Genomic DNA, 20831 nt, shown 5'->3' with positions numbered 1-20831 from the left:
ATGAAAGAAGAACATCGGAAAGCCGTATGAAGGAAAACTTCACGTACGGTTTGATGAGGAGGGGCTGAAATAATATTCAGTCCTTCACTCTAGCTCAGCGCCCAGCAACCCTTCCCTTTAGTAGATCGTCAAAATAGTTAAGTTTTTAGGTCTAATCATAACCATGCAATTACAATTCTTAAATGACCTTCAGACATTTCTTTCCTTCTATACTTTGGTGAAGATAAAGGAACGGATATAACACCATAACTTCAACGGTGTAAGAGCATTCAAGCAGGACATAAATTTAAATATAGGGGGATCGGTGCGTAGCATCGGTCTTTTTCAATTTTTGTCTGTATTTTGCTTACTATCTCGAGCCTACAATAGGACACATAGCATACGATTCACATCCAAGAAGGAGAGGTGCACGACCTATGCAAAAGCCTACGCTGGCTGTTAGCGTTTACGCCACTAAGGGGTATTGGTCTCGATTGGGCACGCAAATGGTACAGTACAGATCGATGTATTTGCTTGCGCTGCCAGGGATTTTATTTTTTTTATTGTTCAAATTGACGCCATTATGGGGGCTTATGTTTGCTTTTAAAGACTATAATCCTTACCTGGGGTTCTTTGGTAGCGAATGGGTAGGCTTCAAACATTTTAATGCATTATTCGCTGATCGCAACTTCTATATCATGCTACGTAATACGTTAGCAATCAATGTGTTTGGTATCGTATTTATGTTCCCACTACCCATTCTACTATCTCTTATGTTAAATGAAGTTCGTCATGAAGTATTTAAGCGAATCAATCAATCAATCGTATATTTACCGCATTTCTTATCTTGGGTAGTCGTCACGAGTATGACTTTCTTCGTTCTATCAACAGATGTTGGGATCGTGAACAAACTCATTGGAGAAGCGGGTTTTGAGACGATATCCTTTCTGTCCGAGCCCAAATACTTCTGGGGTCTTATCACAGTGCAAAGTATGTGGAAGGAGGTAGGTTGGAGTACTATTATCTTTCTGGCTGCGATGGCGGGTGTTGATCCACAGCGATATGAGGCTGCTGTTATGGATGGTGCTAGTCGGTTTAAGCAAATATGGCATATCACTTTACCTGCCATTCGTCCGACGATTATAATCCTACTCATTCTTCGTCTTGGTCAAATGGCCGATGTTGGCTTCGAACAAATGCTCCTTATGATGAATCCGCTCGTGATGCAAGTCGCCGAGGTGTTTGATACGTATGCTTATTCGCAAGGTATATTGAGGGGGCAGATCAGTTCCGGTATCACCGTAGGTATGTTCAAAGGTGTGGTCGGATTTATATTAGTTATGAGCTCTAACTATATTGTTAAGAAATCGGGTCATGAAGGAATTTATTAAGGGGGAGTGTAACAATGAGCTTTGTATCAACCAAAAAAGCAACGACATTTGATTGGATTAACTATAGCCTGCTTAGTTTGATTTCTTTGATATGCATTGTTCCTTTTCTTTATGTATTTAGCGTATCGTTTACGGACCCGGAGGTTTATGTACCGCTTCGATTTTATCTATTCCCGGAGAAGTGGTCGCTGGCAGCGTACTCTTATATTTTGTCTACAGACAGCTTTATTAACGCGCTAAAGAGTACAACCTTCATCACGGTAATCGGTACCGCTCTGAATCTGATCGTATCGTTCTCAATGGCCTATGCATTGACTAAAAAGGCGATGCCTGGCCGCAGCTTGATGATGGGTTTTATTATTTTCACGCTCGTATTTAATGCGGGTCTTGTACCAAATTATTTACTCGTTAAGGAACTTGGATTGCTTAATTCGTATTGGGCACTGATTTGGCCCGCTTTAACGAACGCTTGGAGCTTGATTATTATCAAGAGCTTTCTGGAATCATTGCCTTCTGAGCTTGAGGATGCTGCCAAAATTGACGGCTGTTCGGATATTGGTGTCTTTCTGAGAATAGTCATTCCACTCTCGATGCCCGCGATTGCAACTTTTACTCTGTTCTTTGCAGTTGCACATTGGAATACGTACTTTAATGCATTTATTTATCTGTCCGATTCTAGTAAATGGACGTTACAGGTATTAGTCAAAACGTTAGTTATAGACTCAGATAATGCGGGGATGGCTGGATCTGGCGGGGATGAGAGGTCAGTGCCGCAGGAAACAATTCGTATGGCTTCTATTGTGATGGCGATGGTGCCAATTCTCGTTATTTATCCGTTTCTTCAGAAACACTTTGCCAAAGGGGTCATGCTCGGATCGGTCAAAGGATAATGAATAACTCATTTAAAGGAGCCAATAAGATGACTGGACAAGAAAAAGCCTGGTGGCAGAAGCCGCAAAGAATCATTCAAACGAACCTACAGGTAAAGGATACCCATCTCATTGATCCACGAAAACTGGCGGGGCAAATGAAGGGAATGGGTGCTACCACTCTTGTGTTCAATGTCGGGGGGATTTATGCATGGTATCCATCTAAGGTAGACGGTCATAAAGTGAATGAATATCTTCCTCATGACTTTGATTTGTTGAAGGAAGTCATTACTGCTTGTCATGAACAAAATATACGCTTCATTGCGAGATTGGATTTCAGCAAAACAGATGACGTCGTTTTTCTTAGAAAGCCGCAATGGTTTGTAAGACAGCCTTCTGGACAACCGGAAATTATAGGAGCTCATAGGCCTGGAAGTTGGTCACTGTTAATGAGTACTTGTATTAATGGAGCTTATCGCAACGATGCTGTTGCGATTCCTGTACTTGAGGAGTTGCTAAGCAACTACGATATCGACGGTATTTTCTTCAATGCTCCACATTATGTTCCATGCTATTGTGAATTATGTAAGAAAAAGTACAGCATGCGCTATGGGATGGAGATTCCGCTTGACCGAAATGACTTTGCCGAGGATTGGTCATCATCCTGCATACGTGACAATATGGAGAAAATGTATACGTTTATAAAGAACAAAAGGTCAGATGTGCCGATGATTCTTTATTATAATCTGTACAAAGACAACCTATACGCTCGTTTAGAAACGACAGATATGTTATGCACGGAACCTCAGGATGTATTGTCGGATGGGCATCAGCATATTCCTGAATTCTGGAAGCCTGCACTGAGCATTAAGCTTGGACGCTCGATACCAGACAATCCTGCTCCTTTCGGAATTGTTCACTCAAGTCCAGGGATGGAGTGGAGACATACGGGGCTCCCACCTGCTGAGTACCAATTCTGGTTGTCTCAAATTCCTGCACATGGGGGGAGCATATGGCATTCCTTAACTGGAATTCCCGATACGATTACTGATAAACGAATTATAGAAACGGTAACCAGGTTTAACCGAAATGTGAGTAAAGTAGAGCCATATATGGATGAAGCTCATGCGTTAGCTCAGGTAGCCTTAATGTGGACAGCCGATGCGGCGGCAGAAGGATGGGCTGATGGATTGATCAATCGTCAAATTCCGTTCGATGTTTTATTGCGAGAACAAGCAACAGAAAGACGGCTAGCGCGATACAAAGTGCTAATCATTCCAGATGATATGACGTTATCAGATGAATTCATCACCGCAATTAATAGATTCGCAAAAGAAGGTGGACATGTGATCATGGAAGGTGCGGTATCACAGCAACCGGATCTTAGGTATTTACTCGGGATAGCAGAGGAATCAACGGTCAGTGAATCACTATCAGCTGCGTATCTTCGATTTGAAGGAATCGATAATCCGCTTCAGGTCGAAATGGAGCTTACGGAGCTAATTGCATTCAGAGGGAAAATTCAGTATTCGAATGTTGTAGGGGAAAAGGCTAGAGTTCTAGCCACGTTGGTACCGCCTTTCTCTCCACTGGAAAGTGTAGGAGCTCCGCCGGAGCGAGCTTCCTTGCTTGTCAGTCACACGGATATCCCTCTGTGTGTCCATAATGAACTGGGAGCCGGAGGTGCAATATATCTATCCTTTTCATTAAGCACACTTATCAATGAATTTAAACTGGGAGAGCATTATCAGCTATTATCCAATATGATTGATATGATCCTTGGGAAAGATAAAATGGTAGAAGTTAGCCATTATCAGGGCTTGCAACTGTCATTGTTTGAGAAAAGGGGTCAACTGCTCGTCCATCTTGTTAATGGAGTTGGAAGAAGGCCGCTAGCAACGAATATTCCGCTCCACAACATCGAGCTAAAAGTGGCGCTCTGGGGGAGGGAAGTTGCCAATGTGTGTCAATTGATTTCCGGTGAATCACTAATTTATGAAGCAGATGATCAGCATCTTACCTTGACGATACCGAAGTTGGATATTTGGGAGTGTTTGCTTATTGAATTTCAATAGGGAAAAAGCGGTGTTTACATCAGAAGAACCTGCACTTGTTGCTTAAGCAGGTTCCTCTGGTCATTACTATTTATCGAAGTGATATTCGATACTGGTTAGGTGACATCATGACATGCCGTTGAAACGCCCTATTTAAGTTCCTTTCTGAATAGCCGATGATTTCAGCAATTTCGGTTATACTATAATCGGTTTCTTTAAGTAATTTTTTGGCTCGATCAACCTTGTATTTCATTAGGTATTCAATAAAGGTCATGCCTGCTTCTTGTTTAAACATCCGGCTCAAATAGGAAGGACTCATTTGGACAAGTACGGCGCACTCGATCAAGGAAGGCATTCCTTGGTTAGCATCAATGTGCTGGCACACTAATTGTACGGCTTTGCGGGTTGAATTCGTACGATTCTGAACGGTAATATGTTTATGCATAGGAAAGAGAATTTCAACAAACCATTCATGGACCTCATGATAGGTTTGTCTTGCTTTGAGTTGCTCAAATAGGTTATCACCGAGATTATCTAGCACAGCGTACCCCATTTCTTCAAGCGATTGAATGATGGAGGAGAGAAGAATATGATAGCAGTGCATCGCCGTATTATAAGATTCAGTAACTCGTATACGCTCGTAAAACTGGTGAAGCGATTGTGTAGCCAACGGATGCTCACCTTGGAGGAGGTATTCCGTAATTGATAATTCGATGTCCTTCGGATAATTAAATACAATAAGTTTCTCCGCCATCTTCGATTTCTTATCATAATGAAAGATATGTCGATTATCATTGAATAACCGCTGTTGTAAAGCGAGTGAAGCTTCCTTATAGGACTCGGATAGGAGAGCTATACCTGACTTCCTACTCCCAATTCCGATGGAAACCGTGAAAGAAAGGTGAGTGCTAAGTGCCTCGTTTACGTTGACCGCATAAGAAAACAGGATGTTAGTTGTATCTTCATCATTGATATCATCTATTAAATGAATAATCGCAATAGCTTCCCGCCCATCCTCTCCTAATACGTATCCATCCGAAATGAGATCATGTTTTAAAAGCTCATGCATGACATTTTTTACTGCAAAAGAGATAATTGGCCCTTCATTCGGGAAGAAACGTTTCTCCTTGAATAAATTTTCTGGCCGTACAATTAGAACAGCAAAAGAGCCTTTTATGGGCAGTTGGTACGTATTGCAATCATCCTCAATGGTTTCGTTCTTGATCGCGGTAGGAGATTGAAGTAGCTTCATCATAAATTGGTCTTGTAAAGCGGGTTGGATTTTTTCAACATATGTCTGAAGTGACGCAGCTTGATCATTCAGATAAGTTAAGCTTGAGCGAATAAAATCAAACTCGTTAACAGTCCCGGAAATTTTACTCATTTTACCATGACGCAGCTGTCCTCCATACCGAAGCAATTGATCGATCGGGCTATAAGCAAATTTGGATGATGCGATGGTAAGCATAAATCCAAAGAGAAGTATAGTGAAAACAGAGCCCACGATGAGTAGACGCAACCAGTTTAGTTGATCTGTCATCACTTTTTCTGGCAAGAGTGAAATATAGGTTTTACCCAATACGGTTTGATTAATGGAAGTCAAAATCCGATTGCCAGATTCGTCTTCCGATATGAATTGCTGATCGCTGTCCGCATGCTGCAATATGTTATCGTATAGTGGGAATGCATTTGCAGACTGTCCCAGCTGGGAAGAATCCGATGAGTGCATCAGTATAGTATTATCCGAATCTAACACGATCAATGATTCTATATTCTCCTCATTATGTGAATTGAACACAAGTTCTCCAATATCACTGACTTTTACTTGGAAAATCGCTACGCCTTGTAAGGAGTCTACTCTCATCAAAGGAAGTTGGCGGACATACGAGATATACCCATCCGCCTTAAAGCTTGGCAAGTAAACCCATCCTGTTCGCTTTTTCATTTTCATTGCCGTATTAATATTGGTTAACTGAGGTGAATTTTCAAGAGTCGATTTGCCATAAAAACTGGAGAGAACGGTATCCGAGAGGCTACTGTAAAATACAATGTCTTGGATCAGTTCGCTGGCATTTTTCTGAAGTGTCATGTAATCAAGTAATTCCAGCTGCTTCACGTACTGTTCTGAGAAGTTAGGACGTCCAAGTGCATAGTGAAGGGTGGGATTGTTCACAAGCTGCATGGATTGGTATTCGATTCGAGTTGTCATATTTTCCATTCGGTCTTTTAGCTGAACAAGAGAAGTACGGCTATCCTGCTGAAATTGTTGCTTCAGTTTATCGACAGAGATATGATAATAAGTCGTGCCAAGCACAATGAGGGGCAAGGATACAGAAATACAGCCCAACCAAACAAGACGTTTAAAATAGTTAGTGGTTGGAAAGGCGAAACGGAATAATCTCAGGATTTGGTTCAGCCATGTTTTCATGGTAATCCCCCCATAAACGATAGAATGATTCAATATAGACAAGGAAGGTAATCGGACTTATCCCGATTACCTTCAAGAACATCATACGAAATTTAATTATACGGATTCAGTGCTTTGTACTGTGCTGCGAACTCTTGATAGGCTTTTTTCGCTTCAGGTATATTATTTAATTTATCTATAAACTTTTTGTAATCCTCCATCGTAATTTGTCCAACGATGGCTTGAGTAACCATGGATTTCCACTCATTCTCATATTTGGACCAAAATTCATTCCATGTATCGGATATGAGATAATTGAAAGGATCTATACTGCCGACTTCGGCATAAGTCTCGACCTCGGCAATTTTGGCATCATTATAAGCCTTGTCTCCTGATGCACTGATGACTTTCCCCCACTTCATAGCAGCAAGGACGCCTGCATTTTTACTTGTAGTATTCACTTCTTTAACGCCTTGCTCATTTAATACCATTTGTCCATCTATTACGGTGTGATGTACATTTTCAATACCGTAGTAAGCCAGATCAGTTAATTCAGTAGATGCAGTCTTCTCGAAATAATCAAGTAATTTCCATACCTTTTCTTCAGGAACTTCTTTAGAGATCAGATAGCTGCCGAAGCCTCCAATGGTTAGGTTAACCGCGTAATCTTTCGGACCCTTCAAAGTCAAATTCAGAATTTTCGCATCAGGTTGCCCATTTTTCTTCATCATATCTTCCCATTCTTTATCCCACCAGATACTACGTGTGTAAGAGGCAGCGCGACCTGTCGTGAACAAATCCTGTGCTTGCGTACGTTTAGTAACAGAGAACTCCTTAGACAGCGCGCCTGACTCGTATAGCTTTTTGAAGTAAGCAATCGTCTCCGTATATTGCGGATTCAGGTTTGTTTGGATGAGTCCACCTTCGTCATTGTATGTTGGCTCCATTGCGCCAAACCCAGAGGCAAACGAAGCATCACCGTCACTTATGATAACGCCACCGCCAATTAAGCCGAGCGTGTCATCACGGTTATTGCCGTCAGGATCGCCTTTTGCAATCTTGACGAGAGCCTCTGCATATTCATCAAGTGTAGTTGGAATTGGGATATTCAGCTTCTCCAGCCAATCTTGACGAATTTTGATACCTGGATCGATTTCCGCTCTTGATCCGGGAAGGGAATAGATTTTTCCATCAACCGTTCTATATTTGTAAGCATCAGTTGGAACATTGTTTTTCAAGTTCGGATATTTGCTGAAATCGCCTAGAAAAGGTGTTAGGTCCCAGAAAGCGCCGTTCTTCATTGCACTGATCAGTGTCGCACGTTTGAAATTGGGAGCTGATATAACCTCTGGTAGTTGTGCTGATGCAAGCAATAGATCCAACTTCGTATCAAGATCCCCTGAGGGTACCCACTCTATATTCAGCTTCGAATTCGTCTGTTTTTGCCATTCGGTCCAAAATGCATCATTCATATCAGGGACTTCATTATATAGCCCCGCGAACATTTGAATAGAAAGCGGTTCTTCTATGTTGCCTGTATTATCCGAGTTTGTTACGTTGTTTTTCACTTCATTCCCATTAGATGCACAGGCTGCAACCAATGTAACCGCTGTCAAGATGGTTAAGACTTGTGTTAATCGTTTCACTACATTCATCTTTAATAACCTCCCTGAAATGCTATGATAGGCAGCGCTGCATATATGCCGCTGCTAGATTTACATCATAAATCGGATACAAAGGGCAGGATAGAGACATTACTTGTAGGGACAACTTAAGAATAAATGTCCGTCAAAGATGCTGGAAGCACTAGGGGAAACAGTGTCCTGTTCTTGACTGGTGTAAGAAAAGTCCGTTACTAGAGACTTGTCTTTCTGCGCATCTTCACTATGAATTCTTTGGGCGAGCAATGGTTGTAGCGTTTAAATAACTTGTAAAATTGGGCCGTACTAGGTATGCCTGATTCGATGGCGACTTCCGAAATACTTAAGTTCTGTGTGAGAAGAAGTCTCTCTGCTTTTTTGATACGTTTATGGTTGACGAACTCAATAAAAGAGTTGCCCATTGTCAGGTGAAAATATCGAATAAAGTAATGATAGCTAAAATTAAGGAGTTTGCATACGTCTTCTATAGTTATTTTATTTTTCAGATTGCGTTCTACATAATCGAATACAGGTTTCAAACGCACAATGTCATAAGTATCGTTATGCAGAATATCCTGAACATCGTAGCGGATAAGTAGCCAAAGCAAACGCTTGATATTAGCACCGATTAGCAGCTCATAACCACGCTCTCGCCGTAGTGATTCTTGGTAAATATCCCGAATAAGTGCGCAAGACTCTAGTCGAACCTCTGAATTATGTTGAAATAGATAATTAAGATCGCTTAACGGTCGTGTCAGTTCAGAAAAACCATGCAGATAAGGTAGATCGCTTTGGTCAAAGTGCTGATATAAATCAACCTGGAAAACAATAAATTTTAGCGGGTCTATATTTGATCTATACGTTCGGTGCAGTTCGGAGGACCCGAGTAGGACAACATCCCCGCTATGAAGTGAAAAGTAGTTGTCTTTGGTTTGAATGCCCATGGAACCTTCGATAACGGCTAGAAATTCAACTTCCTTATGATAATGCCAAGGTCCAATGATTTCTGTTCCCTGATTAAATGAGGGAGCTTCAATTTCCCAAACTTTTAAAAAGAGTAAGGGGTGGGCATAGACGACGAGTTCTTCTTTGACTTGAAGTTCATGTGCTTCAATATGGATAGTCAATACAGAGTACCTCGCTTTTTATTGGGATGGGCATGCAGAGGGCAAGTATAACATGGATGTCATTTTTGGAGAAGAAGAGGGCAGGTTTGATCGTATCTTTTGATAGATGAGGTACATATAATTGAGGATATCAAACGGACTAAAATTATGGGAGGTTGAGAAGTATGAATGGGAAGAAGCGTGTATTGGTTTGGAACGAATTTCGACATGAGCAAATAAATGAGAAGGTACGTGCCATTTATCCGAATGGTATTCACCATGCTATTGGTGAAGGTCTTGGTAGTGAACTGGAAATTGGATATGCCACTTTAGAGGAAGAAGAGCATGGGTTAACAGAACAACGATTAAATGAAACAGATGTGCTGATCTGGTGGGGGCATAAGGCGCATCGTGAGGTGGCCGACGAGATTGTAGAGCGTGTTTATAAACGTGTATTAGAGGGGATGGGGCTGATTGTTCTTCATTCCGGCCATTTCTCAAAGATATTCAAGAAGCTAATGGGTACGACTTGCAATTTGAAATGGCGTGAAGCTGACGAGAAGGAGAGGCTGTGGGTGGTTTCTCCCGGACATCCTATTGTAGAAGGCATCGGAGAATATATTGAACTCGAAGAAGAGGAAATGTATGGAGAAAGCTTTGAAATTCCTACACCTGATGAGTTGATATTCGTCAGTTGGTTCGAGGGTGGAGAAGTTTTTCGTAGCGGTTGTACGTATCAGCGGGGACAAGGTAAGATATTCTACTTTAGACCTGGACATGAAACTTACCCTACCTATTATAATGAACAGATTCGAACAGTTATACGTAATGCTGTACATTGGGCTGCGCCGACAACGAGGCAGGCGCCACAATTCGGAAACCGCAAGCCGCTCGAGACATTAAAGTCGAAGCAGGGGGTGTAATTCGTTATGTCGGTTGGAGAGAAAACCTTTAAACTCGTACAAGTCGGCTGCGGCAATATGGCGAAACGTTGGGTGAAGTACGCCATGACTCGGTCTGATATCGAAATTGTTGCCCTAGTTGATATTAATATATCCGCAGCAGAATCGATGGCGAAGGAACTCGGGATCGATTGCTTATGCTGTGTTGATATGGAACAGGCGATACGGACGACGGGTGCTGATCTGGTATTTGATGTCACCATTCCTGAGGTTCACAAACGAATCGTAATGAAAGCGGTTGAATTAGGCTGTGATGTTCTAGGTGAGAAGCCGATGGCAGCTTCTTTAGAAGATGCTATCGAGATGGAGCAGTTTGTGAAAGTGCATAATAAAAATTATTCGGTCATGCAGAATCGACGGTTTACTAAACAAATAAGGGAAGCTCGTGGCATGATTGACCAGGGAATAATAGGTGGACCAGGGCAGACTACGGTTGACTTCTTTCTAGGGCCACATTTTGGTGGTTTCCGTGATGTGATGAATAATCCGCTACTGTTGGATATGGCTATTCATACGTTCGACCAGGCTCGGTTTCTTTTACAAGCTGATCCCATCTCTGTCTACTGTCATGAATTTAATCCATCGTATTCCTGGTATGGTGGTAAAGCGTCGGCAGTTTGTATCTTCGAGCTTTCCGATGGATCGGTGTTTTCGTACAATGGGTCATGGTGTGCTGAAGGGGCTCCGACCTCATGGCATGGTAGTTGGAGGATCATTGGTTCCAAGGGAACATTAATATGGGATGGGGAAAATGATCCATACTGTAGCGTAGTGCAGGGTGAATTAGGATCTGCCTCACGGATGCACCAGATGGAGCACGTTGCTCCGGCTTCGATCTGGACGGGGAAGGAAGGGCATGATGCATGTTTCGATGAGATGCTGGCGGCGCTCAAGGAAGGACACAAATCTGAAACGGATTGCTCTGATAATCTTATGAGTATGGCGATGGTGTTCGCAGCGATGGAAAGCGCGAAGCGGGGAGAGAAAATTCCGATTTCGATAAGATAGAAGATCAGAAGGGAATGGACTGGCTGGACATTTCTTGTTCAAAGTAGGGGTGAATTAGAGGTTAAGTAATGTTTTTGCAGTAAATTCAGACATTTATTTTGTACGAGGTGTGGGTAATGTTTTGTCCCTATACGGTCTTGTAGGTGTACTTTACAATGAAAGTATAAGTGGATTTATGTTCAGCATGCTTATCAGCTAAGGAGGGAATGAGTAGGATGAAAGTTGGATTTGTTGGTCTCGGTAATATGGGGTTGCCTATGGCAAAGAACTTAATTAAAGCGGGTTTCGAAGTATACGGTGTGAACCGGAGTAAAGCGGCTGAAGAGCTCCTTGAAGGATTTGGTGGGCATATAGGATTTACAATTGCTCAGTTGGCCTCTGATATGGACATCATACTTACTTGTCTACCGATGCCGGCAGATGTAGAGCAGGTGTACTTAGGTAAAGACGGCTTAATTGAGAATGGTCGTGCCGGACTTATTCTTGTAGACAGTAGTACGGTTAACCCTGGACTAAATCGTAAATTATACAAGGCAGCGGCGGTTAGTGGCCTTTTATTTCTTGACGCACCAGTCAGTGGTGGTACAACTGGGGCAATCGCAGGTACGCTCAGCATTATGGTCGGTGGTGAGAGAGAGGTTTTCATGCAAGCGCTTCCCGTATTTCAAGCGATGGGTAAGCAAATCGATTATGTGGGCGGTAGTGGTAGCGGATCGGTTGTGAAGCTCATTAATCAGCTTATGGTCGGTATCCATACCCAAGCGGTTAGCGAAGGGTTGGCGCTTGGTAGAAAATCGGATGTTGATGAAGAACAACTTGTACGTATTCTGACGTCGAGTTTTGCAGGCAGCCGGATGCTTGAGCGTCACTATGGGAATCACATCGTAAAGAATGATTACAAGCCAGGTTTTGCTATTAAACTTCTGGGTAAGGATCTCGACCTAGCAGTAGAAATGGCTGAGCAAAGCGGTGTAGCACTTGTAGTCGGAAACCAAGTAAGAAACTTACTGCGAAGCGCCATAAGAAGCGGATTCGAAGGTCAGGATATGTCCGCAATGCTGGGCTATCAGCTGCAATGTGACAAACAGATAGAAACAGAGCCTATAAAGCACTTCGCAGTTTTTCTACCAATGAAGGATGCAGATAAGAGTGTGACTTTCCGTGAGCAACATTTGCAGTTTCTTGCCAATCGCCGTGAGGAAGGCAAACTCTTGGCGAATGGTCGTTTTACGGATGGGGCTGGAGGATTGGTTATCTACAAAGGACGGATGCTGGAAGAAGTAGAAGCGTGGGTGAAGGAAGACCCGTATATTGTTGAAGGTGCCCGTAATTATGAAATACATGAATGGGATATCGTACTTGCTGAGTAGTGTATAGTACCATTAATCATCAAGAAAGATGCAATTATCCGGCCTACTCATTTCCGCCTGCGGTGAGCTGAAGAAGATAATCAGGCTGAACTGAAGGAAATCCTGCAACAGGGATTATCTAGGGGGATATCCAAACTGTGACTACACCCATCGCGAAGTGCAGCTTGGGTTGCGTTATTTGCGGACAGGGGTTCGACTCCTCTCGCCTTCACCAATACCAGACAGTTTGATTATTTTTCCTTTTCTGAAGTTAATAGAGCTAATAATCCCATTTAATGGTATGTTATTTTTATGGTGATGTCATACTATAGGGGCTGCATAAGGATGATAGGGAATACGACAGAGAATGAACGGACGATATTTGATCATGTTGGAAATACGATCAAGACAGAAGATCGAGAGATTCGAATTCTTGCCAAGTATGAGGCACCTCTGGTTGTCGTACTAGGAAATGTGCTTAGCAATGAGGAATGCGATGAGCTAATCAAACATTCTAGGGAACAATTGCAACGTTCAAAAATAGGCCAAGATCATGCGGTCAATCAAATTAGAACGAGCAGCGGGGTATTCTGTGAGGAGAATGAGACGGTTACAAGAATCGAGAAGCGATTCTCTCAAATTATGAATATTCCTGTTGAGAATGGTGATGGCTTGCAAGTTCTGCTGTATACCCCTGGGCAAGAGTATCAACCTCATTATGATTTCTTCGCAGAAACGAGTCGAGCAAGTGCCAACAATCGAATTAGTACGATCGTGATGTATTTGAATGATGTGGAGGAAGGCGGAGAAACGACATTCCCCATGCTTAATCTTTCTGTTATTCCTAGCAAAGGCATGGCGGTCTACTTCGAATATTTTTACAGTAATCATGAATTAAACGATCTCACCTTGCATGCAGGTACACCAGTGATCAAAGGGGAAAAGTGGGTTGCAACGATGTGGATGAGAAGACAAGCCCTTCGCTTATCCTAGATGTAGATTATGTACTGGGTGATTTGGAAGCAATGGAAAGTCAGGTTGTTACTAATTTTAGTAACTCTTAGGTGACATCAAACCTGTGACTATACCCAACGCGAAGCGCAGCTTATGTGCCAATATTTTCGGTCAGGGGTTCGACTCCCCTCGGCTCCATTTACAGAGTTAAAAACGAACACTCTTTACCACGCTAGGTGTTTTTCTAAAACGTTGTGGTTTTAGTGCACAAGAGAGCGATAAGAATTTATCTTATCGTTTTTTTGTTGCTTTCAATATATTACCTGTGAATATATTTGTAACTGAGTTAATATATAGTAAATGATATCTGTAGATTGATAGCATGCAAGAATCTGAGGAGTGAACTATGATGGTAAAGCGAAGTGGACAATCCTTGAAGACAATAGGGAGTATCGGCATAGCTTCAATGCTGGTGTTAACAGGAATACATGGAACTACTCAAGTGCAAGCGGCATCGATTTCAAAATCTGCTTCAATTGAAGTAATTATAGATGGTGGATCACAGATATATGCTCAATCTCCGATTATGCAGAATGGAGTAGTGCTTGTGCCCATGCGTGGGGTATTTGAATCATTGGGTGCTGTTATTAAGTATGTTCCGGAGACAAAGACTATACTAGCGGTAAAAGGGAGTAAAGAGATTAGTATTACTCTGGGTAAATCAACTGCAACAGTCAATGGAATACCTAAAAAGTTATCAGTACCTGCTAATACATATAGTGGGGTAACTATGGTTCCTCTCCGGTTCGTCAGTGAAGCCCTTGAAGCCAATGTGAAGTGGGATCAATCCGCACAATCGGTAATGATCACAAGTGTCGGGGTAACACCGGGTGATGATATCGTGTATACACAACAAACTCCCGAAACAACAAAAATAACAGCACCAGTAACGGATGCCATTTCACCAACCAATAAGTACGCCATTTCGGTACCTAAGAACCAGTGGAAGTCGGTTAGAGTAGGGGATTACAAGTTCACTGGCAAGGGGTATACAGTATCTAACTACAAGCAAATCAGCGTAGAGTTTGGAAACCACGCGTATGGGTCACAGACACAAGCTGAGTATAACTACGTCATGAAGATCGTCAAGGAAGAAGTAGATAAGTTGTTTGTGTCTGGTGGTTTGTACGATCAGATAATGAATAATCAAACTGCATACCCGTATAAAAAAGCTTACGACGGGTATATCGCTGGTGACCGCACTGTGGACATACAGTACACCAAAGGAAGAGAGTATGCACTAGCGCTGGGTAATATAGAAAGGTACGAAACATTAATAGCCAATAAAGTACCATTTTCAGAGTTGATGAAGTTACAGGCAGTAGGTTCGGTATACAGCTCCAAAGATTCCGCAGCCAAATACACCGATAACGGAGAAGCTCGTAGCCTTTACGATATGTTGTATCATAAGATCACGGACTGCGACCCGCAAGCGTATCTCGTCCTAGCCATTACGGACTACTTGGGGTATAACGGTATGGCTTATGCTAACTCTGGACATGCTAGCCCTTTAGTCCAGTTAGGTTCTAAGTGGTATGACTCCCAAGCCTTCGGGATGAACGGAAGTTCGGGGGCAATGACTTATGCACAAGCGGTCGCTAAAGGCGCAAGTAACGGCGGTGTCCAGTTAGCCACACCAACCTACGATGCTCTAAAATAATAGATTACCCTAAAGAGAACTGCCACCAAGCAGTTCTACGACGGGTGCATATACTGAACCTTATTCATTATATGCACCCCAGCAGACTTTCAATCGATAAAAGAACTTTATAATAATAACCAAGGGGTATTTCGTACCTTTATTTTTTGCGTTCACCTACGCCTTCCTTACATAAACCTAATGTACCTAATTTAAAGTAATCAGTAACGCATGGAAAACTGCCAACAAGCCTAGTGAATTGGTATCAGCGGAAATCAATCCACTTTTGAGTAAGAATGGATTCTCCTTTTCAATGCTTCCCAAGTACTGGATTGGAGAGTCTGGAGCTTCGGATACTGATGCTCAAAGCTTATATTAGAAATTATATATACCTTAGTATAACAAGCTTGTTTATTATTATATCGACAGGGTAGTTCTAATGGATAGCCATCTAAATAATTTAGTAAATCAGTTATCTTGAATTGTCCGTGATATTCATCAAACAAAATCACATCTTCACCTTTGTAATTATCGAAGGGGTGGACATAATCAGTTACTCGATAGACGTGTGAATATCCGTGTTTTTCTAATACATAACGTGTCTTTCCTGTACCGGTGTTCCCCCAAATATAGGTAACTTCCAACTCTCGGAATTTTTCTTTAAACTCCTCTATTGTAATCATATTTCTAGCTCTATCGATGCGATCAATATGGAATAGATATTCTGGGGCTTCCTCCATAATCTGATAGTTTGAAGCTCCCGACTTTATTAAGTCATATAAATCAGCCAGATCATTTCGTGCCCCTTGTCTTTCAATAGGAATTTCTCCATATTCCTCAAAAGTTCCTAAAATTATACTGCCATGCTTTTTATCCTTTTCCCACTTTCCGCTTTTGGATATATATTCTCTATTCTGTTCAGAGGTTCCTCTGGCGATCTCTAAGTGTGCTTCGGGAAATCTATTTTTCAAAGTGCTAAACCGGATAGCACTTGAGCAAACAATGTATATATGCGTGTGATGAGTTTGACCTGCTTCGTCTGCCATACAGAAGTATAAAATAGACTTAATATTTCCAAGTTCTTCTTTGATCCTATCATGATTATAGCCTTTGTCTATCGGATTGTTAATTGTTATCTGGTACTTCCTCGACTGAGAGTCACGAGACATAATAAATCCCTCACTTTCCAATATTCGCGACATGCGACATAAGTTGTCTAGGTAATACTATTCTAGCCAATAGCCTTGCTCCGCAAGGCTGATTGTGGGCGGTTATTGGCTTCGCCCAACCACCCACATGCCTTACCTGTGCTATTGTGAAACGGTTTTACGAATGAACTTCTCGATTTTTGCAATATCACGTACAGCAGGCACTCTGATAGCTTTCATATTGGTGCCGTTAGTCATCATGTAGCCACAACCCATTCCAGATACTGCCGTCATCTCATCACGATCAAAGTTGAACATGGCAGCGCTCTCCCTACTCAAATTTCCCAATCCTATGATAAGACCGAAATTATCGCGAGCCTTTGAGAAGTATTCCGCATCGGCGCGCTGTTGGCTGATTAATACGTGAACATTAAAGGAGCGTCCAAGCATCAATAGAGTAGACAGTTTTGCTCTTGCTGAATCAGCTTCTTTTTTCTCAAGCATGTTTAAATAGGATGCCCATTCATCGAACATCAGTAGCTTGAAGCTTCTTGAGTTGTCTTCACCCGACTGACGCCTTAGAAACTCATTATAGAACCGATCTAAACCATCAGAACATTGAGTGAACTCAAAGTGGTTTGGTGCACCCCTAAGAAAACTAAAGTCATCAGCTTTATAATCGCATAATATTGTGCTCGCATCTGGTATCTTTAGTCCGACCCGCGCTAAAACTGTTCTAACAAGATAGGTCTTACCAGAGCCAGTGGAACCGAAGACAAGCATATGGGGCACTTTCTTATAGTCCCACTGGCAGTAATGGTAGATACCTTCTTGCCACAACTCGTAATCAAAGACAAGATTTAGCATAAATTAAAAGTCCTTATCATTCATTGAGGTAGGGATATCAGTCGTTGGCTTTCTTTTCATTTTCGAATAGGCGTATTCCAACTTTCGTTGATTATCGACGAAGAGCAAAGTGACCGTGAAATGAGAATATTCATCACTGATATTCTCGATAAGGATAATAGGGCAATCGCCATTAAGTGAAGCATAGGGGATGCCCTCCACGTTACCATCACGCAGATGTGCCTCAATACGAGCCATTAGATGCTTCCTAATAAGAGACAACTCTTCTGGTGAAAGTGGGCTATTGTGTGCTTTAGGAATATTAGCTTGAATCATGGGAAGTCCATTTTTCATAATGCATGGTACAGGCGCTGAAATATCGTGTAGGTCGAGAGGCTTACGTGCTCCGATTCTATCATGGATTTGACAAACTACATGATAGAGACACTTATACACGATGTAATCTATCGGGGCTGTATTCGATTGAACCTGCCCCTCTTTGTATTTATCATAGAAAAGATAGCTAACAAACCCGATGGCAAGTAAAGGGACTCCCCAGTACTTAATGGTCGCAAGTAAAGTGCAGACTACAATAATACAAAGGATGATACTAGTGAGGGCTACCTTGTCATCTGAAGTAAGTTCCCTTTTAAACAAACGTCCAGTTAATGATTTTGCATATTCATATAGCTTTTTCATGGTTACATCTCCTTTTAATTATTTGGAACAATAAATGCTTGTTCTGCTCGGCAACTAAGCTGATAATATCCGTTACGGTCCCGATAGAACTTGCCTATGAATCCGATAAATTGAATAAATGTATCCTCTTCAATATCCTCATTTTCAATGATGGGCTGATGTGACGGTACCTTTACAATGAGTCTTTCATATTTATTTTTTGGAGCAACACATTCATACGAGATTCCACCAATTTTGTCTGTTACCTGTTGGTTTTCATACAACTTAAAGGGGTTTACCCCAACCAAAAGTAGTTGTGAATCATTGGCGACTTGCTCAAGCGTCAACAAAATATTTTCTATTTTCATAAGGCAACCTCCTTAATAGTGGCTGAAATGGTTATGCTCAGTGCTGTAACTAAATTCGAATAGGACTTCTATCGAGTTTACTGGTTTCAATGATTGCGCTCACCAATGCACCTATTGAACGCATCCTTTTTACGCTTAGGAGATTCCTATAATTTCTACTTGGCTTACATCATTAGTGAAGTGGATGATATCATTTTCAGATGATAATACATATATTCCATAGTCTTTACCGCAACGAAAAGTCAGCTTTGGCAAGCCGTACTCAATATCTATTGGTGTAAGGGCGACTCTCATATTTGGAATTCGTACTAAGAGACCTTGTAATTGGGAATCATCTGACAATGTAGAAACCCGATATATGCACCCTTCTATCAAGCCTTCATTATATCTCGGTTCAACCGTAATTATTTCACCTGCTTCTACGATATAAAGTAGAATTCCAGAGTAAATAAGACGAGATATTGTAGGGATTTGATCCTCCTTGTCTGCAGTGATAGTTATACCATGTACTTTCTCGATATATTGAAGTGCCATTCTTTAATTCCTCCTAAAGACTATTTTTTTACTGATATCTATAGTTAACCGCTGGCCAGCGAGGTAGTTAATATTTTGTTGTACTAGCAACTGTTCTAATCCTTTTTGTCTAATAAAGTTTGGCTTTCCCCGTTAATAAACTCCAGGTACAAATCTGAATGTTGCTCAATAAAAAGTTTGACCCCTGAGCAGATGCACGAAGCTAACTGCTTGGCTTGAGCATCGGATATTAACTTTGCTTGATGAGATTTAAGAGAACACATTAAGATCACCGCCTGAAGTCTGAAATCAATTGATTGAACCTTACAACTATATTGTACTATTCATATACTTTTTGGTACATACCATACTTTTAGGATAATATTTTAATACTTTATTATAATAAATACTAAATTAATGTTATTTCGAATTGATTTTTTATTATAATGGATATATAATGAAATGAACTTATATCAGGAGGATTGATAGAAATGTTTACTGATTCGGATAAAGAAACTGCTCTAAAGAAAAAGTTTTCCGCAAGATTTAGGGAGGCACTGGAGGAAAGTAAAAAAACTCAAGAAGCTCTTGCGAATGAATTGAAAATATCTAAAGGGACTATAACAAACTATTTGAGTGAGGAAAAACCTCAAATTCCGTCAGTTTACATAGCCTTAGAAATTGCGGAAATATTAAATGTATCAATAGATTTTTTGTTTGGATTAGATGAGGCGGGTAAAGAGCATACGCCTTATCGTATTTTAAGGAAATTATATAGTTCTATTGCAGATTCAAATTTGCAATATGTAACTAATGATGGTAAAACAGTGTTGATTTCAAGAAATAATAACGTATCCTTATTTCTTAAATTAGCGTTTGAGTCAAGAAGAACTCCAAAAGAAATAGATGATGTAGCAAAAGTTTTTAAGAATTACAAGCTTCTTAACGGGGATATTGTTACTCGGGAGGAATATCAGTACGAGTTGAAACGATCCTATGTATCAGGTGACCTAACAGTTCATGAATACGAACCAGAGTTTGCAACGGACTGGGAGAACATAATTCGTAGAAGGGAAATTCATTGGGAGGAAACAACCGGAAGTCCTACTGAGGATTTGCATGATGTATATAATAGATTTCTGGAGGGAAATCCATGAATGTAGTCATTTATGCCCGTTATTCGAGTCACATGCAAACTGAGCAATCCATTGAGGGGCAGTTACAGGTTTGCTATGATTTTGCTAAGAAGAACAATATGACCGTTATTCATGAATATATTGATAGAGCCACATCTGGAACATCGGATAAGCGTCCCCAGTTTCAAAAAATGATTGATGATAGTCATAAGAAAATGTTTCAAGGTGTTTTAGTCTACCAGCTAGATCGATTTGCTAGAAATAGATATGATTCTGCGATCTATAAATCAAAACTTAAGAAAAATAATGTCCGTGTATTTTCTGCCAAAGAGAATATTACGGATGACGCCAGCGGTATTTTAGTAGAGGGCTTGCTCGAAAGTATGGCTGAATATTATTCGGTTGAACTGTCTCAGAAGATTCGACGTGGAATGGATATTAATGCTCAGAAATGTCTACGGACAGGAGGAAATGTTGCTTTAGGTTATAAGGTAGATGAGAATAAAAGGTTTATTATTGACCATGAAAAGGCTCCGATTGTAAGAATGGTCTTTGAAATGTATGCAGAGGGGAAAACGATAATTGAGATTACTACATATTTAAATAGTCATAATTATAAAACATCCCGGGGTGTATCTGCTAATCTAAAAGTGTACCACTTACATAGTCATTGCTAATCCAAAAGTTGACCACCCTGAGCCAACACCCTGTTATGCTAATTCAT

18 protein-coding genes are annotated in these 20831 nt (G+C 41.2%); 10 read left to right on the top strand and 8 right to left on the bottom strand.

The features are described 5' to 3' along the window. Positions 1-416: 416 nt before the first annotated feature. Genes J2T13_RS25085 through J2T13_RS25075 form a run of 3 tightly spaced genes read left to right on the top strand, consistent with a single transcriptional unit; the run spans position 417 to position 4314 of the window. Positions 417-1370, top strand: coding sequence for an ABC transporter permease (locus J2T13_RS25085; protein ID WP_429375310.1), 954 nt, complete (start codon positions 417-419; stop codon positions 1368-1370). Between the two features lie 14 nt (positions 1371-1384). Next, positions 1385-2260: a carbohydrate ABC transporter permease gene (locus tag J2T13_RS25080; RefSeq protein ID WP_429375309.1), complete on the top strand. Its 876-nt coding sequence runs from the start codon at positions 1385-1387 to the stop codon at positions 2258-2260. A 29-nt stretch (positions 2261-2289) separates the two neighbouring features. Continuing rightward, a complete protein-coding gene (locus J2T13_RS25075) occupies positions 2290-4314 on the top strand; it encodes a beta-galactosidase trimerization domain-containing protein (RefSeq protein ID WP_429375308.1) in 2025 nt (674 codons plus the stop codon). Between the two features lie 70 nt (positions 4315-4384). Here the strand turns inward: J2T13_RS25075 and J2T13_RS25070 are convergent, their stop codons facing one another. The 3 genes from J2T13_RS25070 to J2T13_RS25060 form a co-directional block, all read right to left on the bottom strand. Beyond that, positions 4385-6721, bottom strand: coding sequence for a helix-turn-helix domain-containing protein (locus J2T13_RS25070; RefSeq protein ID WP_429375306.1), 2337 nt, complete (start codon positions 6719-6721; stop codon positions 4385-4387). Positions 6722-6813: 92 nt separating this feature from the next. Then, entirely contained in the window at positions 6814-8355 is a 1542-nt protein-coding gene (locus J2T13_RS25065; RefSeq protein ID WP_429375304.1) for an extracellular solute-binding protein, read from the bottom strand. 200 nt (positions 8356-8555) lie between these two features. After that, positions 8556-9467 carry an AraC family transcriptional regulator gene (locus J2T13_RS25060; RefSeq protein ID WP_429375302.1) on the bottom strand — a complete coding sequence of 304 codons (912 nt, stop codon included), beginning with the start codon at positions 9465-9467 and terminating at the stop codon, positions 8556-8558. 164 nt (positions 9468-9631) lie between these two features. Between J2T13_RS25060 and J2T13_RS25055 the strand changes: the two genes are divergently transcribed. From J2T13_RS25055 to J2T13_RS25035, 5 genes are all read left to right on the top strand, one after another. After that, a complete protein-coding gene (locus J2T13_RS25055; protein WP_429375300.1) occupies positions 9632-10369 on the top strand; it encodes a ThuA domain-containing protein in 738 nt (245 codons plus the stop codon). A 6-nt stretch (positions 10370-10375) separates the two neighbouring features. After that, positions 10376-11416, top strand: a complete 1041-nt coding sequence (locus J2T13_RS25050; protein WP_429375298.1) for a Gfo/Idh/MocA family protein — start codon at positions 10376-10378, stop codon at positions 11414-11416. Between the two features lie 215 nt (positions 11417-11631). Next, on the top strand, positions 11632-12786 hold the full coding sequence (locus J2T13_RS25045) for an NAD(P)-binding domain-containing protein (RefSeq protein WP_429375296.1): 1155 nt from the start codon (positions 11632-11634) through the stop codon (positions 12784-12786). Between the two features lie 324 nt (positions 12787-13110). Continuing rightward, positions 13111-13758, top strand: coding sequence for a 2OG-Fe(II) oxygenase (locus J2T13_RS25040; RefSeq protein WP_429375295.1), 648 nt, complete (start codon positions 13111-13113; stop codon positions 13756-13758). Positions 13759-14125: 367 nt separating this feature from the next. After that, complete coding sequence (locus tag J2T13_RS25035) at positions 14126-15439, top strand: copper amine oxidase N-terminal domain-containing protein (protein WP_429375294.1); 1314 nt, start codon at positions 14126-14128, stop codon at positions 15437-15439. Between the two features lie 254 nt (positions 15440-15693). Here J2T13_RS25035 and J2T13_RS25030 read toward each other — a convergent pair whose 3' ends face one another. From J2T13_RS25030 to J2T13_RS25010, 5 genes are all read right to left on the bottom strand, one after another. Continuing rightward, complete coding sequence (locus J2T13_RS25030) at positions 15694-16587, bottom strand: hypothetical protein (protein WP_429375293.1); 894 nt, start codon at positions 16585-16587, stop codon at positions 15694-15696. Positions 16588-16728: 141 nt separating this feature from the next. Next, positions 16729-17433: a type IV secretory system conjugative DNA transfer family protein gene (locus tag J2T13_RS25025; protein ID WP_429375291.1), complete on the bottom strand. Its 705-nt coding sequence runs from the start codon at positions 17431-17433 to the stop codon at positions 16729-16731. A gap of 3 nt (positions 17434-17436) precedes the next feature. Next, positions 17437-18111 carry a hypothetical protein gene (locus J2T13_RS25020; RefSeq protein ID WP_429375290.1) on the bottom strand — a complete coding sequence of 225 codons (675 nt, stop codon included), beginning with the start codon at positions 18109-18111 and terminating at the stop codon, positions 17437-17439. A 14-nt stretch (positions 18112-18125) separates the two neighbouring features. Then, on the bottom strand, positions 18126-18458 hold the full coding sequence (locus tag J2T13_RS25015) for a hypothetical protein (protein WP_429375288.1): 333 nt from the start codon (positions 18456-18458) through the stop codon (positions 18126-18128). A gap of 135 nt (positions 18459-18593) precedes the next feature. Then, positions 18594-18992 carry a hypothetical protein gene (locus J2T13_RS25010; protein ID WP_429375287.1) on the bottom strand — a complete coding sequence of 133 codons (399 nt, stop codon included), beginning with the start codon at positions 18990-18992 and terminating at the stop codon, positions 18594-18596. A gap of 470 nt (positions 18993-19462) precedes the next feature. Between J2T13_RS25010 and J2T13_RS25005 the strand changes: the two genes are divergently transcribed. Next, complete coding sequence (locus tag J2T13_RS25005; RefSeq protein ID WP_429375286.1) at positions 19463-20128, top strand: helix-turn-helix transcriptional regulator; 666 nt, start codon at positions 19463-19465, stop codon at positions 20126-20128. Further along, positions 20125-20784 (top strand): recombinase family protein, encoded by a 660-nt coding sequence (locus J2T13_RS25000; RefSeq protein WP_429375284.1) that lies wholly within the window; start codon positions 20125-20127, stop codon positions 20782-20784. Before J2T13_RS25005 ends, J2T13_RS25000 begins: the two co-directional genes overlap by 4 nt. The last annotated feature ends 47 nt before the right edge of the window (positions 20785-20831 follow it).

Source organism: Paenibacillus sp. DS2015 (genome assembly GCF_050433705.1).
In the GTDB taxonomy this organism is placed as follows: Bacteria; Bacillota; Bacilli; order Paenibacillales; family Paenibacillaceae; genus Paenibacillus_AQ.
The sequence above is the reverse complement of the archived record's forward strand: the minus strand, read 5'-3'. Positions and strand labels throughout refer to the sequence as shown.